Source organism: Ignavibacteriales bacterium, assembly GCA_016709765.1.
Lineage (GTDB): Bacteria > Bacteroidota > Ignavibacteria > Ignavibacteriales > Ignavibacteriaceae > IGN3.
The window spans coordinates 204,244-223,994 of sequence record JADJMD010000015.1; the positions used below are offsets into that span (position 1 = coordinate 204,244).

A 19,751-nucleotide genomic window follows, 5' to 3' on the forward strand; every position below is an offset into this window, starting at 1 on the left:
ATAAATGCGGCTATAAATCAACCTATTTTGGGACTGTTCTTGAATTGTTCTAAAAAACTACCAACCACTATCTCCATTACCAGCGGTACTAAAACTTATTAAAATCCCTACTGTAAATCCCCAGGACGTGTTGCCATCAGATAATCCAAATGATGGTCCTAAGTAAAAGTGTTTTGCAATAAATATTGGCAAAGTGGCTCCTACTGCTGTAACCGGATTCCCGCTATGTTCTGCGGTCGGAATTCCTACAGCAAATGAGAGTATTGGATACCAGCTTATATCTTTATGTAAAGGAATTTTACTGCCTACATTAAAACCAACCATAATAGCATCGCTACCAAGATCTGAGGTTGAATAGCCCAGGTTTAACTCGAGTTGTGCTTTTTTCTTGATGAGAACAACTCCCAAGGATACAGAGTTGCTGCTAACGTGTATATCTTTGGAATAATAATAATTGTCCAATTCGATTGTTGAGGTAGAAGTTGAAAAACCAAATTCAAAAATTCCACCGAGCGCAAAGCCTCCGCCAAATGATGCAGCGTAACCACTTTCTAAACCAGTGTAGCCGCCGTTCAAAAAAAGACCCGCTTCTCCCTTATCTAAAAAAATACCTTGAGAGTATGTATGAGAAGAAACAAATAGAGTAACTAATACTGCAAGAACAAAACTGTTTTTCATTTGAGATCCCCTTAAATGATAAATAATTGTAATGCAAAATTAAAACAGTTTTAATAAATATTGAAAAGTTTGATTTAGGAAGTCACGAACCAATCCATGACTTCCTAAAAAATATTTTAATCTAGTTTAAACATTATTGGAATTGTTACTTCTGCTTTTACCGGTTTGTTGTCTTTAATTCCGGGAGTGAATTTTGTTTTCTTAATTGCATCCATTGCTGCTTTATCGCAATCTGTATTAACACTTTCTACAACTTCTGTTTCTACCACATTACCTTTTTCATCAATTATAGCTTTAACTATAACCTTCCCTTCAATGCCTGCATCTTTTGCAGTCTGAGGATAGACAACGTTTTTAATCATCTGCTCAATACCACCGACTGGTTCAGGGAATTTATCAAGTTTTTCTTCTTGAGCGAAAAGATTTATTCCAAAGAATAATATGAACAGTAACGAAATATTCATTAAGGCTCTCATTTTAATACTCCTTTTATTTTTATTGTAATTTAAATTTTACTGGAATAGTAATACTGTATTTAACCGGCACACTGTCTCGTACAGCTGGATTAAATTTTACATTTTTTATAGCATCAATTGCTGCCTCATCACATCCTGAACCTATACCTTGCATTACGCTTATGTTTGTGACATTCCCATTTTCATCAATATCAACTGTAAGATAAACAGTGCCCTCAATTCCTGCTCTTTTAGCGATTTCTGGATAATGAATGTTCTTCTGTATTGCAAACATGCCGCCTATTGGTGAGGGAAGAGAATCTACATCTAAACCTCGCTCCAAATTCCCCCAAAAGTTAGTCCAATAAAAAAAAGAAATTTGAAATTTAATAGGGATACTGTCCTTATATACTGGTTTGTCAAATACTTTTACTAATTCTTCTATTATTATCTTAGCCACTTTTTCTTCTTTGCCACTTAGAATAATAATCTTATCAAACTTTCCTTTCTCGTTTACATAAAGCATCAATTGATAACGATCATTTGGTAGAATATTTAACCCCTCCGCTTTTATTTTCTTATCAATACTATTGTAAAGTTTTCTTTGTTCATCCTTGTTGGTTAATTTTGTATTTGGGAGAAAACGCCAGCCAAAATCACCCTCGCTCAAATAACTGTTATCACTTAAATTAATTATTTCCGGTTTCTTTTCTTCTTTACACCCAAATGGAATTACAAAAAGAAGAATCAATAAAAATAATTTCGTTTTCATATTGACCTCAGCTATTTGGTTTAATAATAATTTCGTTATCAAAAGTTGCACGCACTTCAACACTTGGCAAACTGTTATAAAGCATTTGTATTGTTTTAGATTGATATATCATCTGCTGTGAGAGATTATCAACGCGTTCCTGGTAGTTAGAAACTTTAAAGAAAAGATATCCACTTAAAAAAAGTAAAATGAGTGCGGCGGCGTAAGAAATGGCAGAAAATATTTTAATGTTTGAAAATATTCCGGTTCTTGCAGATGTTTTTGATCCAACAGATCTTAAAATTCTTTCTTCTAATTCTACCGGAACATCTTCTATATCACTATCAACAGCATTTCTTATAATACTTAATTGCTTAAAATAATCTCTCGCATTTTGGTCGCTTGCAAGCAAGGAAAAAAGATTTACTTCTTTGCTTTTTGCAAGCTCACCATCAAAATAGAAGTTTATCATTTCTGTTAATTTATTTTCGCTCATATATTTTATCTTTCTATGTTCGTCATTGCGAGTGAGTCTTCGAACGAAGCAATCTCAAATATTTTATGTGTGAGATTGCTTCACCCCGATGAATCGGGGTTCGCAATGACTATTGTAAAACCTTTGATATTTTATTTATTAACTTTTGCCGTGCTTTGTACAACCTGCTCTTTACAAGCTCTTCATCTATCGTAAGAAGAGATGCAATTTCTTTATAGCTTAATCCAGAATATTCTTTTAACACGAATACTTCTTTAAAATCTTCATTCATTAAATCAAGTTCCGTTAAAATCAATTTATTCAGTTCTTTGTTTTCAATTTCATCTGCAAGCAACAGTGGTGATTCAATTTCAACTTCAGTTATATCAATGGAATTAGTTATTAGCTTTTTGTTTTTGTACTTCTATAAAAAGTTAAAATCTCGTTTCTTGCTGTTTTAAATAACCAAAATTGAACACTTTGCCTGTTTTGTATAGAATTGAGATGTTCAAAAAGCTTAATAAACACATCCTGAACAACATCATCTGCGTGCATTTTATCACCCAGCATTTTTAATGCATAACTGTAAACTCTTCTTTTATGCTTGTTAAAAAGAAGCGTAAACTCAATTATTTGATTTTCCTCTGATTTCAAATCGGCTACTGTTTCTTATTTGAAAGATGTAAAAAACGTTAAAATGTTTCCGACAGTTAAAATAATATTATTGGAATAATATTTGTTTCCATATAAATCTAATTTAGAACTAAACTTCAACTGGGTGTATTTTAAAATAAACTTATCTTTTTTATTTACTTTTAACCATTATTGATAAAAGTAATAATATCTTAAAAGGTAAATTTTACTTTATGTCATCTAAAGTTTATATTGGCAATGGAAATTGAGCAATTATTTCAACAATTAACTATTCTTTAACAATAAAAGGACTAACTATAATGCGTAAGCTACTACTAATTCTTGCGTTAGTGTTTACATCACTAATCTATTTTTCATGTGATACCACTGAAGATCCAGCGGATAATTCTGATATTCCAGGCAATCCAACCGGTGTTACGGTTCCTACTCCAACTAAAAATAACGTATTACCTTCAGCTTCCTTTACGACTACTGGAAGTCGTGTTAAGTTAAATCTACTTGGATTAATTGATCCAACAACAAACCAACCTTTAGTATTGTCTTATAATTCAAGCAACCCACAAGCATCTAACATTTTTGTTGAAGAAGATGGAGTTGTTCAAGGATTAAAAGTATCAAAAGTTGGAACAGGAAATGTTTTAACAGCAGATATAGTTTTTTGTGTTGACAATTCTGGAAGTATGAGTGAAGAAGCAGATTCAGTTGCAGCAAGCATTATTGAGTTTGCAAACTTTTTGCAGACTAGTGGTTTGGATGTAAAATTTGCTATTGTAGGTTTTGATAGCTATCCAAATGGTGGAATCAATTTTACAAATGCTCAAACACTTAGCTCTTATTTAGATCGAAATACCGGCACATCCAGAACTTACTACTTTGCTGGACCTGATAGTGTGGCTTTGACTGAACGAGCATACAATTTTGGATATGCTGCTGGTGAAAATGGAGTTATAGCTGCAATCTTTGCTGATAGTGTATACTCATGGAGATCAGGTGCGCAACGAGTATTTATTAACTTTACTGACGAACCAACCCAATCGCTTACTGATGGAACTTGGAATAATGCAATGGGTTGTAGTTTATTAAGTGGCAAGGCAACTGTTCATACAGTTTTTAGCGAAGATTCAACATATTGGACATTTGATTTTGATGATGAAAGACCCTGGGAACTCTCAACTTGCACAGGTGGAACCATTAAGTTTATACCATCAAATGCAAGTGGACTTAATCTAAAAGACCTGCCTGTTGCAGGTGCACTTGCAAACAGTTACTTGGTTGAATATGTTTCAGCAAAAACCGGCGTACAACATACAGTTAAAATTACAATTTATACTTCAACTGCAGATGGTGTTCAAACGTTTAATATAACGTATTAACGTTTTTAATATTTTTTCTTATTAAGCCAATCACCTTATAAAGTGGTTGGCTTTTTTATTTTTCATGATGTAATCACATCACATCTGTATGCGTTATACATTGCTAAACTTCCTATTCTTTGGTACTTTTAGCCGTTAAATTATAAGAAAATGAAGAAAATTTTAATTTTAGGCTCTTCCGGTTCTATCGGTGTTAATACACTTAATGTAGTTAGGAATTTCCCAGATAAATTTCGTGTTGTGGGATTATCAGTAAACTCAAGAATTGATATTTTAGAACAACAAATAAAAGAATTTCATCCGGAATTTGTTGTTGTTACTGATGAATACAAAGCCAAGGAGCTTAAATCTAACATAGGAAATTTGTGCGAAGTATTTTCGGCTGATGATGGACTATTAAAAGCTGCTTCCGAAAAAGATTACGATGTTTTACTTGGAGCAATTGTTGGTTTTGCAGGATTAGCTCCAACGATTGAGGCGATTAAACGCGGCAAGAGAATTGCGCTTGCAAACAAAGAAACACTTGTTGTTGCCGGTGAACTTGTTACAAAACTTATTTTGGAAAATTCTGCGGAAATAATTCCTGTTGATTCTGAACATTCCGCAATTTATCAATGCTTAGTTGGCGAAAATCTTAACGAAGTTGAAAAACTAATTTTAACAGCTTCGGGCGGTCCATTTCTGAATAAAGAAAAATCGTTTTTTGAAAATGCTACTTTAGATGAGGCACTAAATCATCCAAATTGGAAAATGGGAAGCAAGATTACAATTGATTCCGCAACGATGATGAATAAAGGGCTTGAAGTTATTGAAGCACATTGGTTATTTGGGTTGCCGGTTGAAAAAATTAATGTTGTTGTTCATCCACAATCAATAATTCATTCAATGGTTCAGTTTGTGGATGGATCGATTAAGGCACAGCTTGGTTTACCGGATATGAAATTACCAATACAATATGCGCTAACCTTTCCGGAAAGATTTAAAAATGATTTTAAACGCACAGATTTACCGGCAATAAATAATTTTTCTTTTTTTGAACCAGATTTTGATAAATTTGAATGTTTAAAGTTAGCTTTTGATGTTCTAAAAACTGGTGGAACGGCGCCGTGCATTTTGAACGCTGCTAATGAAATTGCTGTAGATAAATTTTTAAATAAAAGAATAAAATTCTCTCAAATTTCAGAGATGATTAAAAACGCTTTAGATAAAATTGAAAATCACTCAGACCCGGATATGGAAACTATTTTTGAGTGTGATAAGAAAACTAGAGAATACGTTAAAATTTTAAGTTAGAAAAAGATAGAGGAGTTCATCGTTACATGGATTATATTATTTATTTCGCCATTACAATTGGCATTTTGGTTTTCATTCACGAGTTTGGGCATTTTGCGGCAGCTAAACTTAGCGGAATGCGTGCAGACGTTTTTGCAATTGGATTTGGAAAAAGATTATTTGGTTGGAATCGTAAATCCGGATTTTCATTCGGTGAACTGCCAAAAGATTTTGACGGCGAAGGACATACTGATTATCGTTTAAGTTTATTGCCTCTCGGCGGCTATGTAAAAATAGCTGGAATGGTTGATGAAAGCGGCGATGTTAGCTTTGCAGATAAAGAACCGCAACCTTATGAATTCCGAGCAAAACCGGTTTGGGCAAAAGTTTTTGTAATTACCGCCGGTGTGTTTATGAATCTAATGCTTGCTTGGGTAATATTTTGGGGCGCAAATTTCTTTCAAGGAAAACCAATCACTCCAACTACAACTTTAGCTTATGTTGAAGATGGAAGCGCTGCATCAAAATCCGGTTTTATTAGCGGCGATAAAATTTTAAGCGTAAACGAAAAAAAAGTTACCAACTGGGAAGATTTACGTGCAGAAGTTTTTATAAACACACTTGGCGAAAATATTAACGTAAAAGTTTTACGTGATGGGAAAGAAGAAAATCTTTCAATCAGCAGAAATTTAATTCCGGACGATGAAACACAAGGCGCATACTTAATTCCCCAAGGCGTTAAACCAGCCATCGATGAAGTTGTAAAAGATTCGCCAGCAGAAAAATCAGGAATAAAAGCCGGCGATATTTTACTTGGGATTAATGACGAAGCACTTTACAGCGCCCAACAAGCAACAAATATTATTTCATCAAACAAAGACAAAGAATTAAAGATTACTGTTGAAAGAGATAAAACACAAAAAGATATTTTTGTTACTCCCGGAAGTGATTCAAAGATTGGGGTCCATATTGCCACAGTGTTTATGGGTGAAACTCATATGCGAACTTACGGCGCCTTTGAATCTGTTTATTATGGATGGAAAGATATCGAGAAAATGACCAATCTAACTTTTTCTATGATAGGAAAAGTTTTTACCGGAAATGTTGAGTTTAAAAAAGCTTTTGGCGGCCCAATTAAGATCGCACAAATTGCTGCTAAATCAGCTGACTCCGGCATTTCAAGTTTTCTATATTTTCTTGCCCTGCTCAGTTTAAGTTTGGCGATATTAAACATAATGCCCTTCCCTGTTTTAGATGGCGGACATTTAGTTATGATAATAGTGGAAGCAGTAATTAAAAGAGAAATTCCGATTAAAATTAAAATGGCTATACAGAACACCGGACTTGTACTGCTGCTGCTTTTAATGGCTTTTATAATTTATAATGATATAATTTCACTTTAGTTGTTTAAACAACTATTGATTTTAATTAGCCCCGCATATTTCTGCGGGGTTTTATTTTTCCATCCATCATATTACTTAACCAATCATAAAAAATATTCTAATTCTATCTGCCCATGCCGATAAGTTAACAGTGTAAAACAAAAAACTGATTCTCTTTTATATAGGTTAAGATTATATTTGATATGAACTCTGCAACACTTAATACACTAACAAGTTTTAGTAAAGATAAACCTGAAACAAAAAGTGAGATTATCGATACTTTGAAAAGAAAAAACTTATACTGGATTTCTCAAGCTTCTGGCTGGAGTTTATATGTAATCGTAAATTTGCTTGTTATTTCATCTTTTGAAACTATTCCATTCAATCGAATTACTCTCTGGGTTCTGTTGGGGTTTTACGGAATTATCTTTTCGCATCTATATCGTTTATATATTAAAAAAAATAACTGGACTAATCTACCGCTTAAAAAAATTATTCCGCTAGTTTTAATTGCAAGCTTAGTTGTTGGAACCATAATTTATATTCCGGTTTATTTCTCAGGACAATTGTTAGAAGTCGAACGACACTCAAAAAATATAATTGCAACATCTATAGCCGGGATTCTAAATATTTCCAGCACAATACTGGTATGGAATTTAATTTACTTTGCAATTCATTATTTTGAAAATTCTAAAAAGGCAGAAATAGAAACTCTAATTTTTGAAGCAGCTGTAAAAGATTTTGAACTTAAAACTCTTAAGGCGCAGCTAAATCCGCATTTTATGTTTAATGCTATGAACAGCATTCGCGCTTTGATTGAAGAAGATCCACAAAACGCAAAAGATGCAATTACGAAGCTTTCCAATCTGATGAGATATACTTTAAAGATTGAGAGAACGGAAACTGTTCCGCTTGCAGAAGAACTAAAAACCATACAAGATTATCTAGATCTTGAAAAGATTAGATTTGAAGAACGACTTAATTATAATATTAAATCGACAACTGAAGCAGATAGAGTTGAAATTCCTCCGATGATGGTACAAACACTTGTAGAAAATGGAATTAAACATGGTATTTCAAAAATTACAATTGGCGGAAAAGTTGATGTTGATGCAAAAATTATCCATTCTAACCTTATAATTGAAATTAGAAACAGTGGTAAATTTGATGAAGAAGCTCTCAAAAATTCTCACGGATTTGGTGTAAGCAATACCAAGCACAGATTAGCATTGTTATATGGAGAGAACGCTTCTCTATCATTAACAAACGAAAACAGCAACATAGTTTTAACAAAGCTTAAAATACCATCAGGAGGTTAACGCAATGAAAGCATTAGTTATAGACGACGAAAGATTAGCTCGAACTGAGTTAATAAGACTATTAGAACCATTTAAAGAAATCGAAATTGTGGGAGAGGCAGTTAATGCCGATGATGCACACAATAAAATATCAGAACTTAGTCCGGATGTAATTTTCTTAGATATTCAAATGCCTGGTAAAACGGGATTTGAGTTACTTGAGGAATTAGACAGCGTTCCAAAAGTTATTTTTACAACTGCTTATGATGAGTATGCGCTTAAAGCATTTGAATACAATGCTCTTGATTATCTTTTAAAGCCAATTGAACCGGCTCGATTGGAAGAGTCAATTAAAAAAATAATTGAAGGCAAACGTAAAGATCGAACGCACGATATCTCTCACGAAACATTAACAGCTGAAGACCAGGTTTTTGTTAAAGATGGAGAAAAATGCTGGTTTGTTAAGTTGGAAAAAGTTCGATTGTTTGAATCTGAAGGGAACTATGTTCGGTTATTCTTTGATGAAAATAAACCACTTATTTTAAGAACGCTAAATTATCTTGATGAAAGATTAGATCGCAAATCATTTTTCCGTGCAAGTAGAAAACATATTATTAATCTTAAATGGGTTGAAAATATTGAGCCGTGGTTAAATGGCGGTTTGCTTGCAAAGTTAAAAGGCGGACATAAGATTGAAGTATCAAGAAGACAAGCAGTTAAGTTTAAAGAGATGTTGAGTTTGTAATATTTGTTTTGTCATTGCAAATCCAGTTTTAGATAGATGAAGCCATCTATAAGTTTGGTAGATTGCCACGCTCTCAAAGCATTGCTCGCAATGACCAAAGTTTTTAATTAAACAGTTCCCAGGCAACACCAAACCTTATACTACGCCCAGGCATAGGATAATAAGGTGTAATGTAATAATTATTTCCTAATAGATTTTGCCACAAAAAATATACAATTGCTACTCTTTGTATCTCTCCAACTAAGCTAAAATCTAATTTGTTTGATGATGGAACTCCTAACAATCCGTTTTCATAAGAAAAAACATTGTTCTTACCAGTGTAATAAAAAACAAATCCTGTTTTCAAATCAAGATCATCATTAAACAATTTACCAGTATAATAAACTCCTGTTTGAGTTTGAAAATCTGGAACACCAATTAATTTGTTATTATTAGGGGTAGAATAATATGATGAGTTTGATTCAAGAAGTAATTTCCAAAGGTTTAATTTTAGATTAAGCCCTAAGCCATCCACATTACCGTAACCAATATAGTTATAAAATACTCCACCACTATAAAAACCATAAGCGTAATCATTTAGGAAATATTTTATATCGGCAGATACAAATTCATTTTGATAATTTGCTCCAATTTCGATTAAAGAATATTTATCATTATTTACACTATATGTTTTAAGAACAGAAGCCCCGATATAAAAGCTAAGATTTTTTTTTATTTTTAATAATAAATCAACTCCTAATCCATTACTATTATTATCCATTGGATTAACTAGATGCTGAGAATTTTGGGGATTATATGTTGAACTCTTGTAATAAAAAGATGGTATAAAAGTTCCATCGTTTATATTCGCAGAAACAACACCGGATATCGAGAATAAATCTGCATCAAATTTATTTTTTGAAGTATTTATGTGACCAGAATCGAAATATGTATAAAAAGAATTAGTGGAAAACATATTTTGTTTTTCATAATCAATATTTAATTGAAACTTAAAAACACTATAATCAAAATTATTACGGATATTTAATCCATATGTTTTGTTTTCCGAATATTTACTTACCGAAGTGTTTTTTTCATACCTGTTAAATAAAAAATATAAACTTGCATCAGATCTCATCCATTCAGCCGGCTTAATTAAAAATTTTAATCTGGGTAAATGCGTGAGAGTTTTCAATTCGCCATTTGGATAAAACATTGGTGCGGCTCTATAATCGTACAGAATATTATCTACAACACCACCATTAGCAATAATACTATCTACCTCAACTCCGCCGCTATATCCGGCATTATAATCGTTGTAGTTATATGTTGCGATAATGTTAACCACATTGGATAACAAATACTTTAGTTTAAATTTTCCTTGCCAGATTGAATAATCAGAATTGCTATAAGTTCCATCATAAATTCTGTTCGCAATATCAAATGAGGCTATTAACTTCTTCATAACAATTGCATTAAAGCTACCATCAAACATCATATCTCTGTTTGCGCCTTGATAAAATCTTATTCTAGTATATGGTTGGCTTGGTAAAAAATCTTTTGTAATAAAATTTACACTAACTGGATTATTATAAGCGCCATAAAGAAATCCGCGCGGTAATGGAATAATTTCTATCGAATCAACATCTTCACTTTGTATAAGATTAAGATTTAATGAGTTGGAATATCTATCGTTATAAGAGATTCCATCCATCAAATAACTAATTGCGTTGTTTCCAACACCGTAAATAAAGGTTTCATTTGGCTGTCCCGTAAAGCCTAAATCCTTTATAAAGTTAAATGGATAGGCTCTTAAATAATCACCGGAATATTGATATTCTTGTTTCAACAGTTCTGAATTTTTAATAATAAAACTTTTTTCCGTTAGAGCTGTAGAATAAATCGGTGCAATTGAATCCAGTTCAACAATTGTTAATAAAGAATCGCTTGATAAAAGAGTATCGGGTTTAAAGGAAAGCGTATCGGGATAAATTTTTAGTTCTGCCGTTGTTGAATCTTGAATTTGTGCAGTAACAACAATAGAGGTAATAATTATAAATGCTAAAATATTCCTGGACATAAAAATTTATCTAAACCATATTTTATTAAAGATTAAAATAACGAATTATCAAATGTGCATCAAAGCCTTAAACCGAGTATAGGATAGAATATGAGTTGATTGTACCCTCAATTTATGGTAGTGAACTAAGTGTGTTAAAAATTATTTTATGAGAATTCTTTTCTTTTGAAATAAAAAATATATATTTTCACTTTGTAAATAAACTTCATTCATTAATAAAAGAGAGGGCTAATTATGGCAGCAGCCAAACCAATGACCAAAGGTCAAATTCTTGATCATATGGCAAAGAAAACCGGCGTAACTAAAAAGTTTGCTGGTGAGTTTTTAGAAGAGCTCGTAGCTTTATCATACAAAGAAGCTAAGAAGGCATTCACAATCCCTGGATTAGGTAAATTAGTTGTTGTAAATCGCAAGAAAAGAATGGGCAGAAACCCAGCCACAGGCGCTACAATGGTTATACCTGCAAAGAGAGTATTAAAATTCAGAATAGCTAAAGCAGCAAAAGATAACGCTTTATAATCTGGATTAAGTATGTTTTATTTAAGCGAAGGATAAGTATTTGTTCTTCGCTTTTTTAATTAATGGAGATGTTATGAGTGAAATAGTTTATGCAATTGAAAAATCTCTTGATGTTTCAGAATTCATTGAAGTACTTAAAAACAGCACTCTTGCAGAACGCAGGCCTATTGATGATGAACAGAGAATTTCATCAATGTGTAATAATGCTAACTTAATTGTAACGGCACGGGTAGATGGAGAACTTATAGGAATCGCTCGTTCTATTACAGATTTTGTTTATTGCACTTACCTTTCCGATCTTGCAGTTGATACAAAATATCAAAAAAAGGGAATTGGCAAAAGATTAATTGAAGAAACAAAAAAGCAAACTTCGCAAGCGAAATTAATTCTTCTCTCTGCACCTGCTGCAGTTAATTATTATCCCAAAATCGGAATGACAAAGCATAATCACTGTTACTATATTGACGATGTTGAAGATTTGCAATAAACATCGCCTTTCTCACTTATTCTTTTCCTCTCATTGTAGTAAATTTGCTTTAGAAAAAACGAACAAAGAGTGTTTAAAAACCCGGGTTTAACAATTCAGCAAAGAAACGATTAGACAATCACTTTTAGGATAACCAAATGTTAAAAAAAATTTTAATTATCTCCCTGTTTTTAATTTCAATAAATTATTCACAGACAATTCGTGATTTAATCCAGCCAATTAACTTATTGCAAGATCAACCAACAAAAGTTTTGATTAGCGATATCTTTTATTCTGATAATTATACTGTTGAATTTACTTCAACAAATAACATTATTGTTAGTTATGATATATCAACACTGGAAGTTTTATTCACTCCCAAAAAGGATTTTTCAGGAATAGAATTAATTCCGTTCAAATTAAACGAGGAGATTTATCAAATTCCTGTTAAGCTTGTAAAAAGTAAAAAATATATCTTTACTTATCACCCGCAAGCTGGCGAAAAAGAGGTAAATTTATTTGGTCAGTTTAATAGCTGGGATAGACAAAGCCTTCCGATGAAGGATACAAATGGCGATGGTGTGCTTGAAGTTGAAATTTCACTTGATCCTGGAAGATACGAATATAAATTTTTTGTTGATGGAAAAGAAGTTATTGATCCCGCTAATCCAGATAAAGTTCCAAATGGTATGGGAGATTTTAACTCGCTAAGAATAATTGAAGAATCTACAAAAGACAAAATGTTTCTTCACATCCTGGGGTCAGAAAAAAGTCAAAATGAGTTAAAACTTAAGTTCTATTTTGAAAATGTTGATCGAAGCAACATGGTTAGCAAAGAAAGTCTAATTGTATTGTTTGATAATAAAAAATTTCCTGCTGAACTTATCCAAATAAATGGAAGAGATATTACTCTTATTACAAAGGGTAAAATGTTAAATGGAAATCATTCAATTAGAGTTGCAGCTAATCGTATGGGCAATGTTAGCAATATCCAAACTGTACAATTATTCGATGGAGTTGTTGCTGGAAAATCAGAAACAAAAACACTTAAAGATAATATAATTTACAGTATTATGATTGATCGCTTTAGTAACGGAGACAGATCAAATGATAATCCAGTTATTCATGATTCACTTTTTACTCCAGCAAATTATCAAGGAGGCGATTTACAAGGAATATTAAATAAAATGGAGGATGGATATTTTGATAAGCTTGGTATAAATGCCCTATGGATTTCTCCAATTATTGATAATACAAATAATGCTTATCGTGAATATCCTGCACCTCATCGTTGGTACACAGGCTACCATGTTTATTGGCCTGTATCATCTACAAAAGTTGAAGAACATTTTGGCGATATGAAGCTTGCCAAAGAATTAATACATAATGCTCACAAAAAGATATTAATGTGTTTTTAGATTACGTTGCTCATCTATGTTCATCAGGAGCATTGGATGTGGAAAGATCATCGCGATTGGTTTGGCACTTACAATCTACCAAACGGTAAATTGAATTTAAGACTTTGGGATGAGTACAGATTAACAACCTGGTTTGAACCATATATGCCATCGTTTGATTTTGTAAGTTCTTACGAGGCGCTTGAGTTTATGACAGACAATGCAGTTTGGTGGTTAAAAGTCACTGGCGCTGATGGTTTTCGTCACGATGCAGTTAAACACGTTCCAAATGAATATTGGAGAATGCTAACCAGCAAATTAAAGCGTGAAATTGAAATTCCGCAAAATAAAAACGTTTATCAAATTGGTGAATCATTTGGTGGAATCGATATGATTGCCTCTTACGTAAACAACGGACAATTAAGTGCACAATTTAATTTTAATCTTTACGATGTTGCTGTTCCAACTTTTCTTGATGAAAAAGCTTCGTTCAAACTATTAGATTATCAAATGCAAAAAAGTTTTCAGGTTTTTGGGTACAATAATTTAATGGGCAACATTATGGATAGCCATGATAAAATACGCTATATGGCTTATGCAGATGGCGATCTAACAATTAATGATGGAAGAGCAAGTGAATTTGCATGGAACAATCCACCCAAAGTTGATAATCCCAAAAGTTATGATAAACTAAAACTTCATATTGCATATTTGTTGACAATTCCTGGTATCCCTATTATTTATTACGGAGATGAAATTGGAATGACAGGCGCAGCTGATCCAGATAACAGAAGAATGATGCGCTTTAATGACGACGAGTTGAATGAGCTTGAAAAACAGACATTTGAAGATGTTAGCAAACTGATTCACATCAGAAAAGAACATTCTGCATTACGATATGGTGATTTTTTAACTCTACAAGCTGATAAAGATATTTATGCTTATTTAAGATCTGATATGAATGAGAGAATTTTGACAATTATAAATAAAAATTCTAATCAACAAAAAGTTGAATTGACTTTACCAGTAATGTATAAAGTAAACAAAGCAAAGGATCTTGTAAGTGGGAAAGATTTAGTTGTAAAGAATAACCAAATTTTGCTGACAATTGATGGAACTAAATATTTAATTTTGGAATTAGAAAAATAAATGGAGATATAATGGCTAAGCTAACAATAGTTTATGGTGTAGTTTTTATTTTAATGGGTTTATTTGGATACTTTGGAATTAGCAGCGAAAGTATAACTGCTCTTATTCCAACTTTTTTTGGAATTCCAATGCTAATTTTTGGATGGCTAGGACTTAACGAAAAATATTTAAAGCACTCAATGCATGGCGCTGCAGTTTTAGTATTAATCGGTTTTGCAGGCACCATCAGCGGGCTTATTAAGTTCTTTAAAATGCTTGGTGGTGCAGAAACTGCAAGACCAGCGGCTGTTACGGTTCAAGCAATTATGGCTTTGCTCTGTTTAGTGTTCATTGTTTTAGCTGTTAAATCTTTTATAGATGCAAAAAAGAATAGGACGAAAAGTGAATAAGTTATTAATATTTTTATTAGCAGGATTGATTTTTGTTTCCTGCTCAGATAAAAAAGAACCAATTATTCAAAGTGATCTTGAGTTAAAAATGAACAATATCGCCGAAGATTATGTAAAACTAGTTTTAGACATCGGACAGTACGATGCTGATTTTGTTGATGCTTATTACGGACCGGAAGAATGGCGAGCAAATTTTAAATTTGGTTTACCATTTGATTCAACTGCATTTAAAAGTTTATCAAAGCAAGCAGATGATTTGCTTAATCAACTTGAATCTCTTGGTGAATATAAGGCTGATGAATTAGAAACTCTTCGCTTCAGGTATCTTTACAAACAAATTCTTGCTTGTAAAACAAAAATCTTTATGCTTAATGGAGTTCTGCTTCCTTTTGATGAAGAAACAAAAGCACTGTATGATGCTTCAGCACCAACACATAATGATGATTTTTTTCAAACAACAATAACAGAGCTTGATAAAATTCTTCCGGGTAATGGTGATGTTGCAAAAAGATTAAATGATTTTAAATCCAAGTTTGTCATCCCGACAGATAAACTTAAAGATGTTTTTGATACAGCAATAAAAGAATGTAAAACTAAAACACTCGATCATATAAAACTCCCAGAATCAGAATCGTTTAAAGTTGAGTACGTAAAAGACAAACCTTGGGGCGCTTACAATTGGTATAAGGGAAATTTTTATAGCGTTATTCAAGTAAATACTGATTTACCGATTTATATAGATCGCGCTGTTGATCTTGCCGCACACGAAGGTTATCCGGGTCATCACGTTTATAACGTTTTATTAGAATATAATCTCGCAAAAAAAAGAAATTGGGTTGAGTTTAAAGTTTATGCACTGTTTTCACCGCAATCTTTAATTGCAGAAGGAACTGCTAATTATGGTATTGCAGTTGCATTCCCCGGTAATGAAAGAATAAAATTTGAAAGTGAAGTTTTGTTTCCGCTTGCAGGCTTAAATCCGGATGATGCTGATCTTTATTACAAAGTTTTAGCTCTTCAAAAGAAATTTAGCTATTCGGGAAATGAAGCCGCAAGAAATTATCTTGATGGTAAATGGACTCGCGAACAAACAGTTGCATGGCTTCAAAAATATGCTTTGCGAACAAAAGATAGCGCAGATAAATATGTCTCTTTTATTGAAAAGTACAGAAGCTATGTAATTAACTATAATTTGGGTATGGATATAGTTAAAGATTACATAGAACGAAATGGTGGAACTGAGAGCAATATCGAAAAACGCTGGCGATTATTTGAACTTTTATTATCAATACCCCAAACACCAAGTGCACTAATAAAAAGATAGAGTAGCTGATGGCAAAAAGAAATCAAATAGATGGTACAACAAAGTTTTTTATTACAATTATTGGATTAGTAGTCATTGGCATTGTACTTAGAGAACTGAGCAACATATTCATTCCTTTAGTAATTGCAATTTTTTTGTTTTTTGTTTTTGCCCCTTTTAATTCATGGTTAACAGGAAAAAAGGTTCCTATGCTCTTTATTACCCTGCTGGATATTGCTATAACTTTTGGTTTGCTGTATGGAGTTGGAAGAATAGTTGTTGATTCATTTTTTCAATTTAGTGCAAGCTTGCCTTTTTATGGGGACAAACTAAGTAATATGATTAAAGTGACAGCGACTTCCTGGGGAATTACTGATCCATTCTTTACTGAATTTTCAATTGACAATTTACTTGCAAGTTTAAATATTAAAAATATTGCTGGTGGTTTATTTACCTCCACAATCTCACTTCTTGGAAATGTACTATTTGTATTGTTCTTCTTTGTTTTTGTTCTTTCAGGAAATAAAACAATTTATGAGGCTATTAAACATCGGTACGTTAATAAAAAAGTTAGTCCACAATTAAAAATAATTAAAAAAAGTCTTCAGCGTTCAAATGATGCCGTTGATGAACAAATATTATTGGACAAAATTAATCAGGAAAGAACGATACGAGAACAGCAACTTGAAATAACTTTTAAAAAAATTACTGAACAAATACAACGTTATATAATTGCAAAATTTACGGTTAATCTTACTGCCGGAATTATAACAACAATTGTTCTTGCAATTATTGGAGTAGATTTTCCGATTGTCTGGGGATTGTTTGTTTTTCTTTTCAACTTCATTCCAACGATTGGTTCTGCCGCTGCACTTGTGTTTCCTGTTTTGTTTACATTAGTTCAGTTTGATTCTTTTGGAACAGTAATTCTTGTGTTAGCTTTAATGGCCGGCATACAAACACTTGCATTCAATGTTGCCGAACCAATGCTGCTTGGCAAACGACTTAACTTAAATCCTTTGTTAATTTTGCTTTCTGTTTTAGTGTGGGGTTACATTTGGGGAATTGTAGGAATGCTTCTCTCTGTTCCTCTTACTGCAATTATCAAAATTATCATTTCAAATTCCAATTCAGCTAATATGGAATTTTTTGAACAGTTGATGAGCCAAGAAAAACTATAACTTTTTTGCTTAATAAAATTTATTATCCTTATAAAAACATTGCATTAGCCGTTTTTACAAATTATACTATTTCTCTTAATCTCATCAATACATGTTCAAACTGTTTCTCATCAATAAAAACTTCATTAAATATATTCACAATTTGATCTTTTGTAATTTTGTTATAGTCTTCCTCACGCGGGAAAACACAAACCCCGCCTAAATCAATTGCTGCTGGACTTACCAACATTTTACTTTCATCTTCTGCAAAGAAAACTGCTGGGCGGTGTTTTGCTCTTAGAAATACTATTACTCGCCATCCATATTTTTCTTCATAAAAAGAAACAAGATTTAATAATGGCTCTTGCTCCTCTTCCATCAAATTAGAATATGTTTTATAGAATTTATTAAAAAAATCAATAACCAAATCTTTATCAATACTTTCAATCGATAAAAATTTTCTCAATTCATCATTAATCGCATAAAAAGATAAATCATCATCTTCAAAAATCATTTTACCGTATTCATTTTTAATTTGATGAAACTCGTCATCAATTGGCATGAAATATTTATTGCCGGCTTGAAAATGCAGATGATCCGGTGCTGAAGCTCCGCATCTTGGTCCGTTGTAAATAACAGAATAGTGTTTTGAAAGATCTTTGCTCAAATCCAGCATATCAGTAAAAGTATCAATTATGCGCTGTGGTTGATGCTCTTTGTTAGTTAACGTAAAATGAGTTGGAAATATTGGGAATGGGTTGCAAAGTATAATGTAATTATCGTTGTACAAAATCCCCTTTTGCTCGGAAGGAAGGTTTTCAACACACAAAAAACATTTTCTTTTGCTTATAGATTTTGGATCAACTTTTGCGGATGTTGATATCATTCTTCCAGCATTAAACTGCGCCTTAATCTGAAATCCATCAAACTGAAATGATTTTGATTTTACTGTTTCAAGTGATTGAACCCCTGTTTTAAGCATCTGCCACTGTTCTGTTTGGATATCAAATAATCTTTTTGCTACGTCGGAAAAATTATTTTCATCAATTAGGTTTAGTATTAATTGGTCATTGGATAATACATTCATATAAATTCAATTTCTATTTAAATAATTATTGTAACTCTCGATTATTTTATCGGTTACAATTTCAATATCAAACATTTTTAAAACCCGCTCTCTAGCAGCTTTGCCAATAGATAATCTCAAATTCTCATCAAGAATAAGCTTCTCTGTTTTCTTTGCAAGATCTTCCGCATTTTTATTCTGGAATAATATATTAGTTTTCCCATCAACCGCAATATCAAGCACACCATCGGAATTAGCACAAACCGACGGTTTTTCCATAGCCATAGCTTCAATAAGTGCAATACCAAACGCCTCCGCATGCGATGGAAAAATGAAAATATCAAAAGCAGAAATAACATCAGGTATATCACTTCGAAATCCAGTAAGAATCAAATTTTCTATTTTAAGATTTTGACTCAAGCTTTTAATCCTGTTTGCATAATCATCTTCCCCACGGCTTGCTTCGCCAACTATCATAAATTTTAAGTTGATAAATTTTGTTGAGAGAATCTTTGCAGATCTTAAAAATTCTTCATGTCCTTTCCCCGGACTAAATCTTGCAATCATCCCAATTACAATATCGTTATCACTATAACTAAATTCTTTTCTCACCCTATCCCGATTTGAAATTGTTGGATTAAATTTTTTAGCATCTACCCCATTGTAAATTAATTCAATTTTATGGGGTGGCAATGAAGTTGTATCGATTAAATTATTTTTTATCACACTACTTATGGCTATTGCAACATTAATTCTGCTATAAATTTTATTGTGTAAATAATCTTTTTTAGAATAAATGATCCAATATGTTTTGTAAAAAACAAAAGTGTTTTGTTTTTTATAATTTTTAATGCTGGAACAATTACCCACAAATCTTTAGATGCATGACTATGTATTAAATCATAACACCCGGATTTAATAATTGTAGATGTTTTTAATATTGTAATAGGGTTTGGAAGTTTACTAATATTAACTGAATGAATTATTATTCCAAGATTATTCGCTTCTAATTGCAGCCTCGAATCATTGGCGCAAAGAAGTTCAACTATAATGTTGTGTTTTAAAAGTTGCTTTATTCCGGTTAGCGTAACCATTTCCATTCCGCCCCAGCTTTTAGATAAACAGGAATAAAGTATTTTCATAAGTTAAAAATCTTTGTC

General features: G+C 32.4%; 20 protein-coding genes and 1 pseudogene. 12 read left to right on the forward strand and 9 right to left on the reverse strand.

All coding sequences use genetic code 11. The annotated features are described in order from the left end of the window. Window positions 1–57 precede the first annotated feature (57 nt). From IPJ23_18165 to IPJ23_18190, 6 genes are all read right to left on the reverse strand, one after another. On the reverse strand, window positions 58–678 hold the full coding sequence (locus IPJ23_18165) for a hypothetical protein (protein MBK7632581.1): 621 nt from the start codon (window positions 676–678) through the stop codon (window positions 58–60). A gap of 116 nt (window positions 679–794) precedes the next feature. Beyond that, complete coding sequence (locus IPJ23_18170) at window positions 795–1,154, reverse strand: energy transducer TonB (GenBank protein MBK7632582.1); 360 nt, start codon at window positions 1,152–1,154, stop codon at window positions 795–797. A gap of 19 nt (window positions 1,155–1,173) precedes the next feature. Beyond that, entirely contained in the window at window positions 1,174–1,947 is a 774-nt protein-coding gene (locus IPJ23_18175; protein ID MBK7632583.1) for an energy transducer TonB, read from the reverse strand. Further along, window positions 1,913–2,380 carry a hypothetical protein gene (locus IPJ23_18180; GenBank protein MBK7632584.1) on the reverse strand — a complete coding sequence of 156 codons (468 nt, stop codon included), beginning with the start codon at window positions 2,378–2,380 and terminating at the stop codon, window positions 1,913–1,915. Before IPJ23_18180 ends, IPJ23_18175 begins: the two co-directional genes overlap by 35 nt. 109 nt (window positions 2,381–2,489) lie before the next feature. Beyond that, window positions 2,490–2,714: a sigma-70 family RNA polymerase sigma factor gene (locus tag IPJ23_18185; GenBank protein MBK7632585.1), complete on the reverse strand. Its 225-nt coding sequence runs from the start codon at window positions 2,712–2,714 to the stop codon at window positions 2,490–2,492. Window positions 2,715–2,761: 47 nt separating this feature from the next. Then, a complete protein-coding gene (locus tag IPJ23_18190; GenBank protein ID MBK7632586.1) occupies window positions 2,762–3,013 on the reverse strand; it encodes a sigma-70 family RNA polymerase sigma factor in 252 nt (83 codons plus the stop codon). 299 nt (window positions 3,014–3,312) lie between these two features. On the opposite strand from IPJ23_18190, the gene IPJ23_18195 reads away from it, so the two are divergent. The 5 genes from IPJ23_18195 to IPJ23_18215 all read left to right on the forward strand — a co-directional run bounded on the left by IPJ23_18195 (window position 3,313) and on the right by IPJ23_18215 (window position 9,083). Further along, complete coding sequence (locus IPJ23_18195) at window positions 3,313–4,386, forward strand: VWA domain-containing protein (GenBank protein ID MBK7632587.1); 1,074 nt, start codon at window positions 3,313–3,315, stop codon at window positions 4,384–4,386. Between the two features lie 150 nt (window positions 4,387–4,536). Further along, window positions 4,537–5,679, forward strand: coding sequence for a 1-deoxy-D-xylulose-5-phosphate reductoisomerase (locus IPJ23_18200; GenBank protein ID MBK7632588.1), 1,143 nt, complete (start codon window positions 4,537–4,539; stop codon window positions 5,677–5,679). A gap of 26 nt (window positions 5,680–5,705) precedes the next feature. Next, window positions 5,706–7,061, forward strand: coding sequence for an RIP metalloprotease RseP (gene rseP / locus IPJ23_18205; GenBank protein MBK7632589.1), 1,356 nt, complete (start codon window positions 5,706–5,708; stop codon window positions 7,059–7,061). A gap of 182 nt (window positions 7,062–7,243) precedes the next feature. Beyond that, complete coding sequence (locus IPJ23_18210; GenBank protein ID MBK7632590.1) at window positions 7,244–8,359, forward strand: histidine kinase; 1,116 nt, start codon at window positions 7,244–7,246, stop codon at window positions 8,357–8,359. A 4-nt stretch (window positions 8,360–8,363) separates the two neighbouring features. Beyond that, complete coding sequence (locus tag IPJ23_18215) at window positions 8,364–9,083, forward strand: response regulator (GenBank protein ID MBK7632591.1); 720 nt, start codon at window positions 8,364–8,366, stop codon at window positions 9,081–9,083. A 103-nt stretch (window positions 9,084–9,186) separates the two neighbouring features. On the opposite strand, the gene IPJ23_18220 is transcribed toward IPJ23_18215, so the two are convergent. Next, window positions 9,187–11,142 carry a TonB-dependent receptor plug domain-containing protein gene (locus tag IPJ23_18220; protein ID MBK7632592.1) on the reverse strand — a complete coding sequence of 652 codons (1,956 nt, stop codon included), beginning with the start codon at window positions 11,140–11,142 and terminating at the stop codon, window positions 9,187–9,189. Window positions 11,143–11,376: 234 nt separating this feature from the next. Between IPJ23_18220 and IPJ23_18225 the strand changes: the two genes are divergently transcribed. From IPJ23_18225 to IPJ23_18255, 7 genes are all read left to right on the forward strand, one after another. Beyond that, window positions 11,377–11,661, forward strand: a complete 285-nt coding sequence (locus IPJ23_18225; protein MBK7632593.1) for an HU family DNA-binding protein — start codon at window positions 11,377–11,379, stop codon at window positions 11,659–11,661. A 73-nt stretch (window positions 11,662–11,734) separates the two neighbouring features. Further along, complete coding sequence (locus IPJ23_18230) at window positions 11,735–12,148, forward strand: GNAT family N-acetyltransferase (protein ID MBK7632594.1); 414 nt, start codon at window positions 11,735–11,737, stop codon at window positions 12,146–12,148. 137 nt (window positions 12,149–12,285) lie between these two features. Next, window positions 12,286–13,545 (forward strand): hypothetical protein, encoded by a 1,260-nt coding sequence (locus IPJ23_18235; protein MBK7632595.1) that lies wholly within the window; start codon window positions 12,286–12,288, stop codon window positions 13,543–13,545. 36 nt (window positions 13,546–13,581) lie between these two features. Continuing rightward, window positions 13,582–14,673: an alpha-glucosidase C-terminal domain-containing protein gene (locus IPJ23_18240; protein MBK7632596.1), complete on the forward strand. Its 1,092-nt coding sequence runs from the start codon at window positions 13,582–13,584 to the stop codon at window positions 14,671–14,673. 11 nt (window positions 14,674–14,684) lie between these two features. Beyond that, a complete protein-coding gene (locus tag IPJ23_18245; protein MBK7632597.1) occupies window positions 14,685–15,062 on the forward strand; it encodes a hypothetical protein in 378 nt (125 codons plus the stop codon). An 88-nt stretch (window positions 15,063–15,150) separates the two neighbouring features. Beyond that, window positions 15,151–16,386: a hypothetical protein gene (locus IPJ23_18250; protein MBK7632598.1), complete on the forward strand. Its 1,236-nt coding sequence runs from the start codon at window positions 15,151–15,153 to the stop codon at window positions 16,384–16,386. A gap of 8 nt (window positions 16,387–16,394) precedes the next feature. Continuing rightward, window positions 16,395–17,546 carry an AI-2E family transporter gene (locus IPJ23_18255; protein MBK7632599.1) on the forward strand — a complete coding sequence of 384 codons (1,152 nt, stop codon included), beginning with the start codon at window positions 16,395–16,397 and terminating at the stop codon, window positions 17,544–17,546. 61 nt (window positions 17,547–17,607) lie between these two features. On the opposite strand, the gene IPJ23_18260 is transcribed toward IPJ23_18255, so the two are convergent. Beyond that, window positions 17,608–18,612 carry a DUF4922 domain-containing protein gene (locus IPJ23_18260; GenBank protein MBK7632600.1) on the reverse strand — a complete coding sequence of 335 codons (1,005 nt, stop codon included), beginning with the start codon at window positions 18,610–18,612 and terminating at the stop codon, window positions 17,608–17,610. A 6-nt stretch (window positions 18,613–18,618) separates the two neighbouring features. Further along, window positions 18,619–19,733 (reverse strand): annotated as a pseudogene (locus IPJ23_18265) (glycosyltransferase family 4 protein). Window positions 19,734–19,751: the final 18 nt, after the last annotated feature.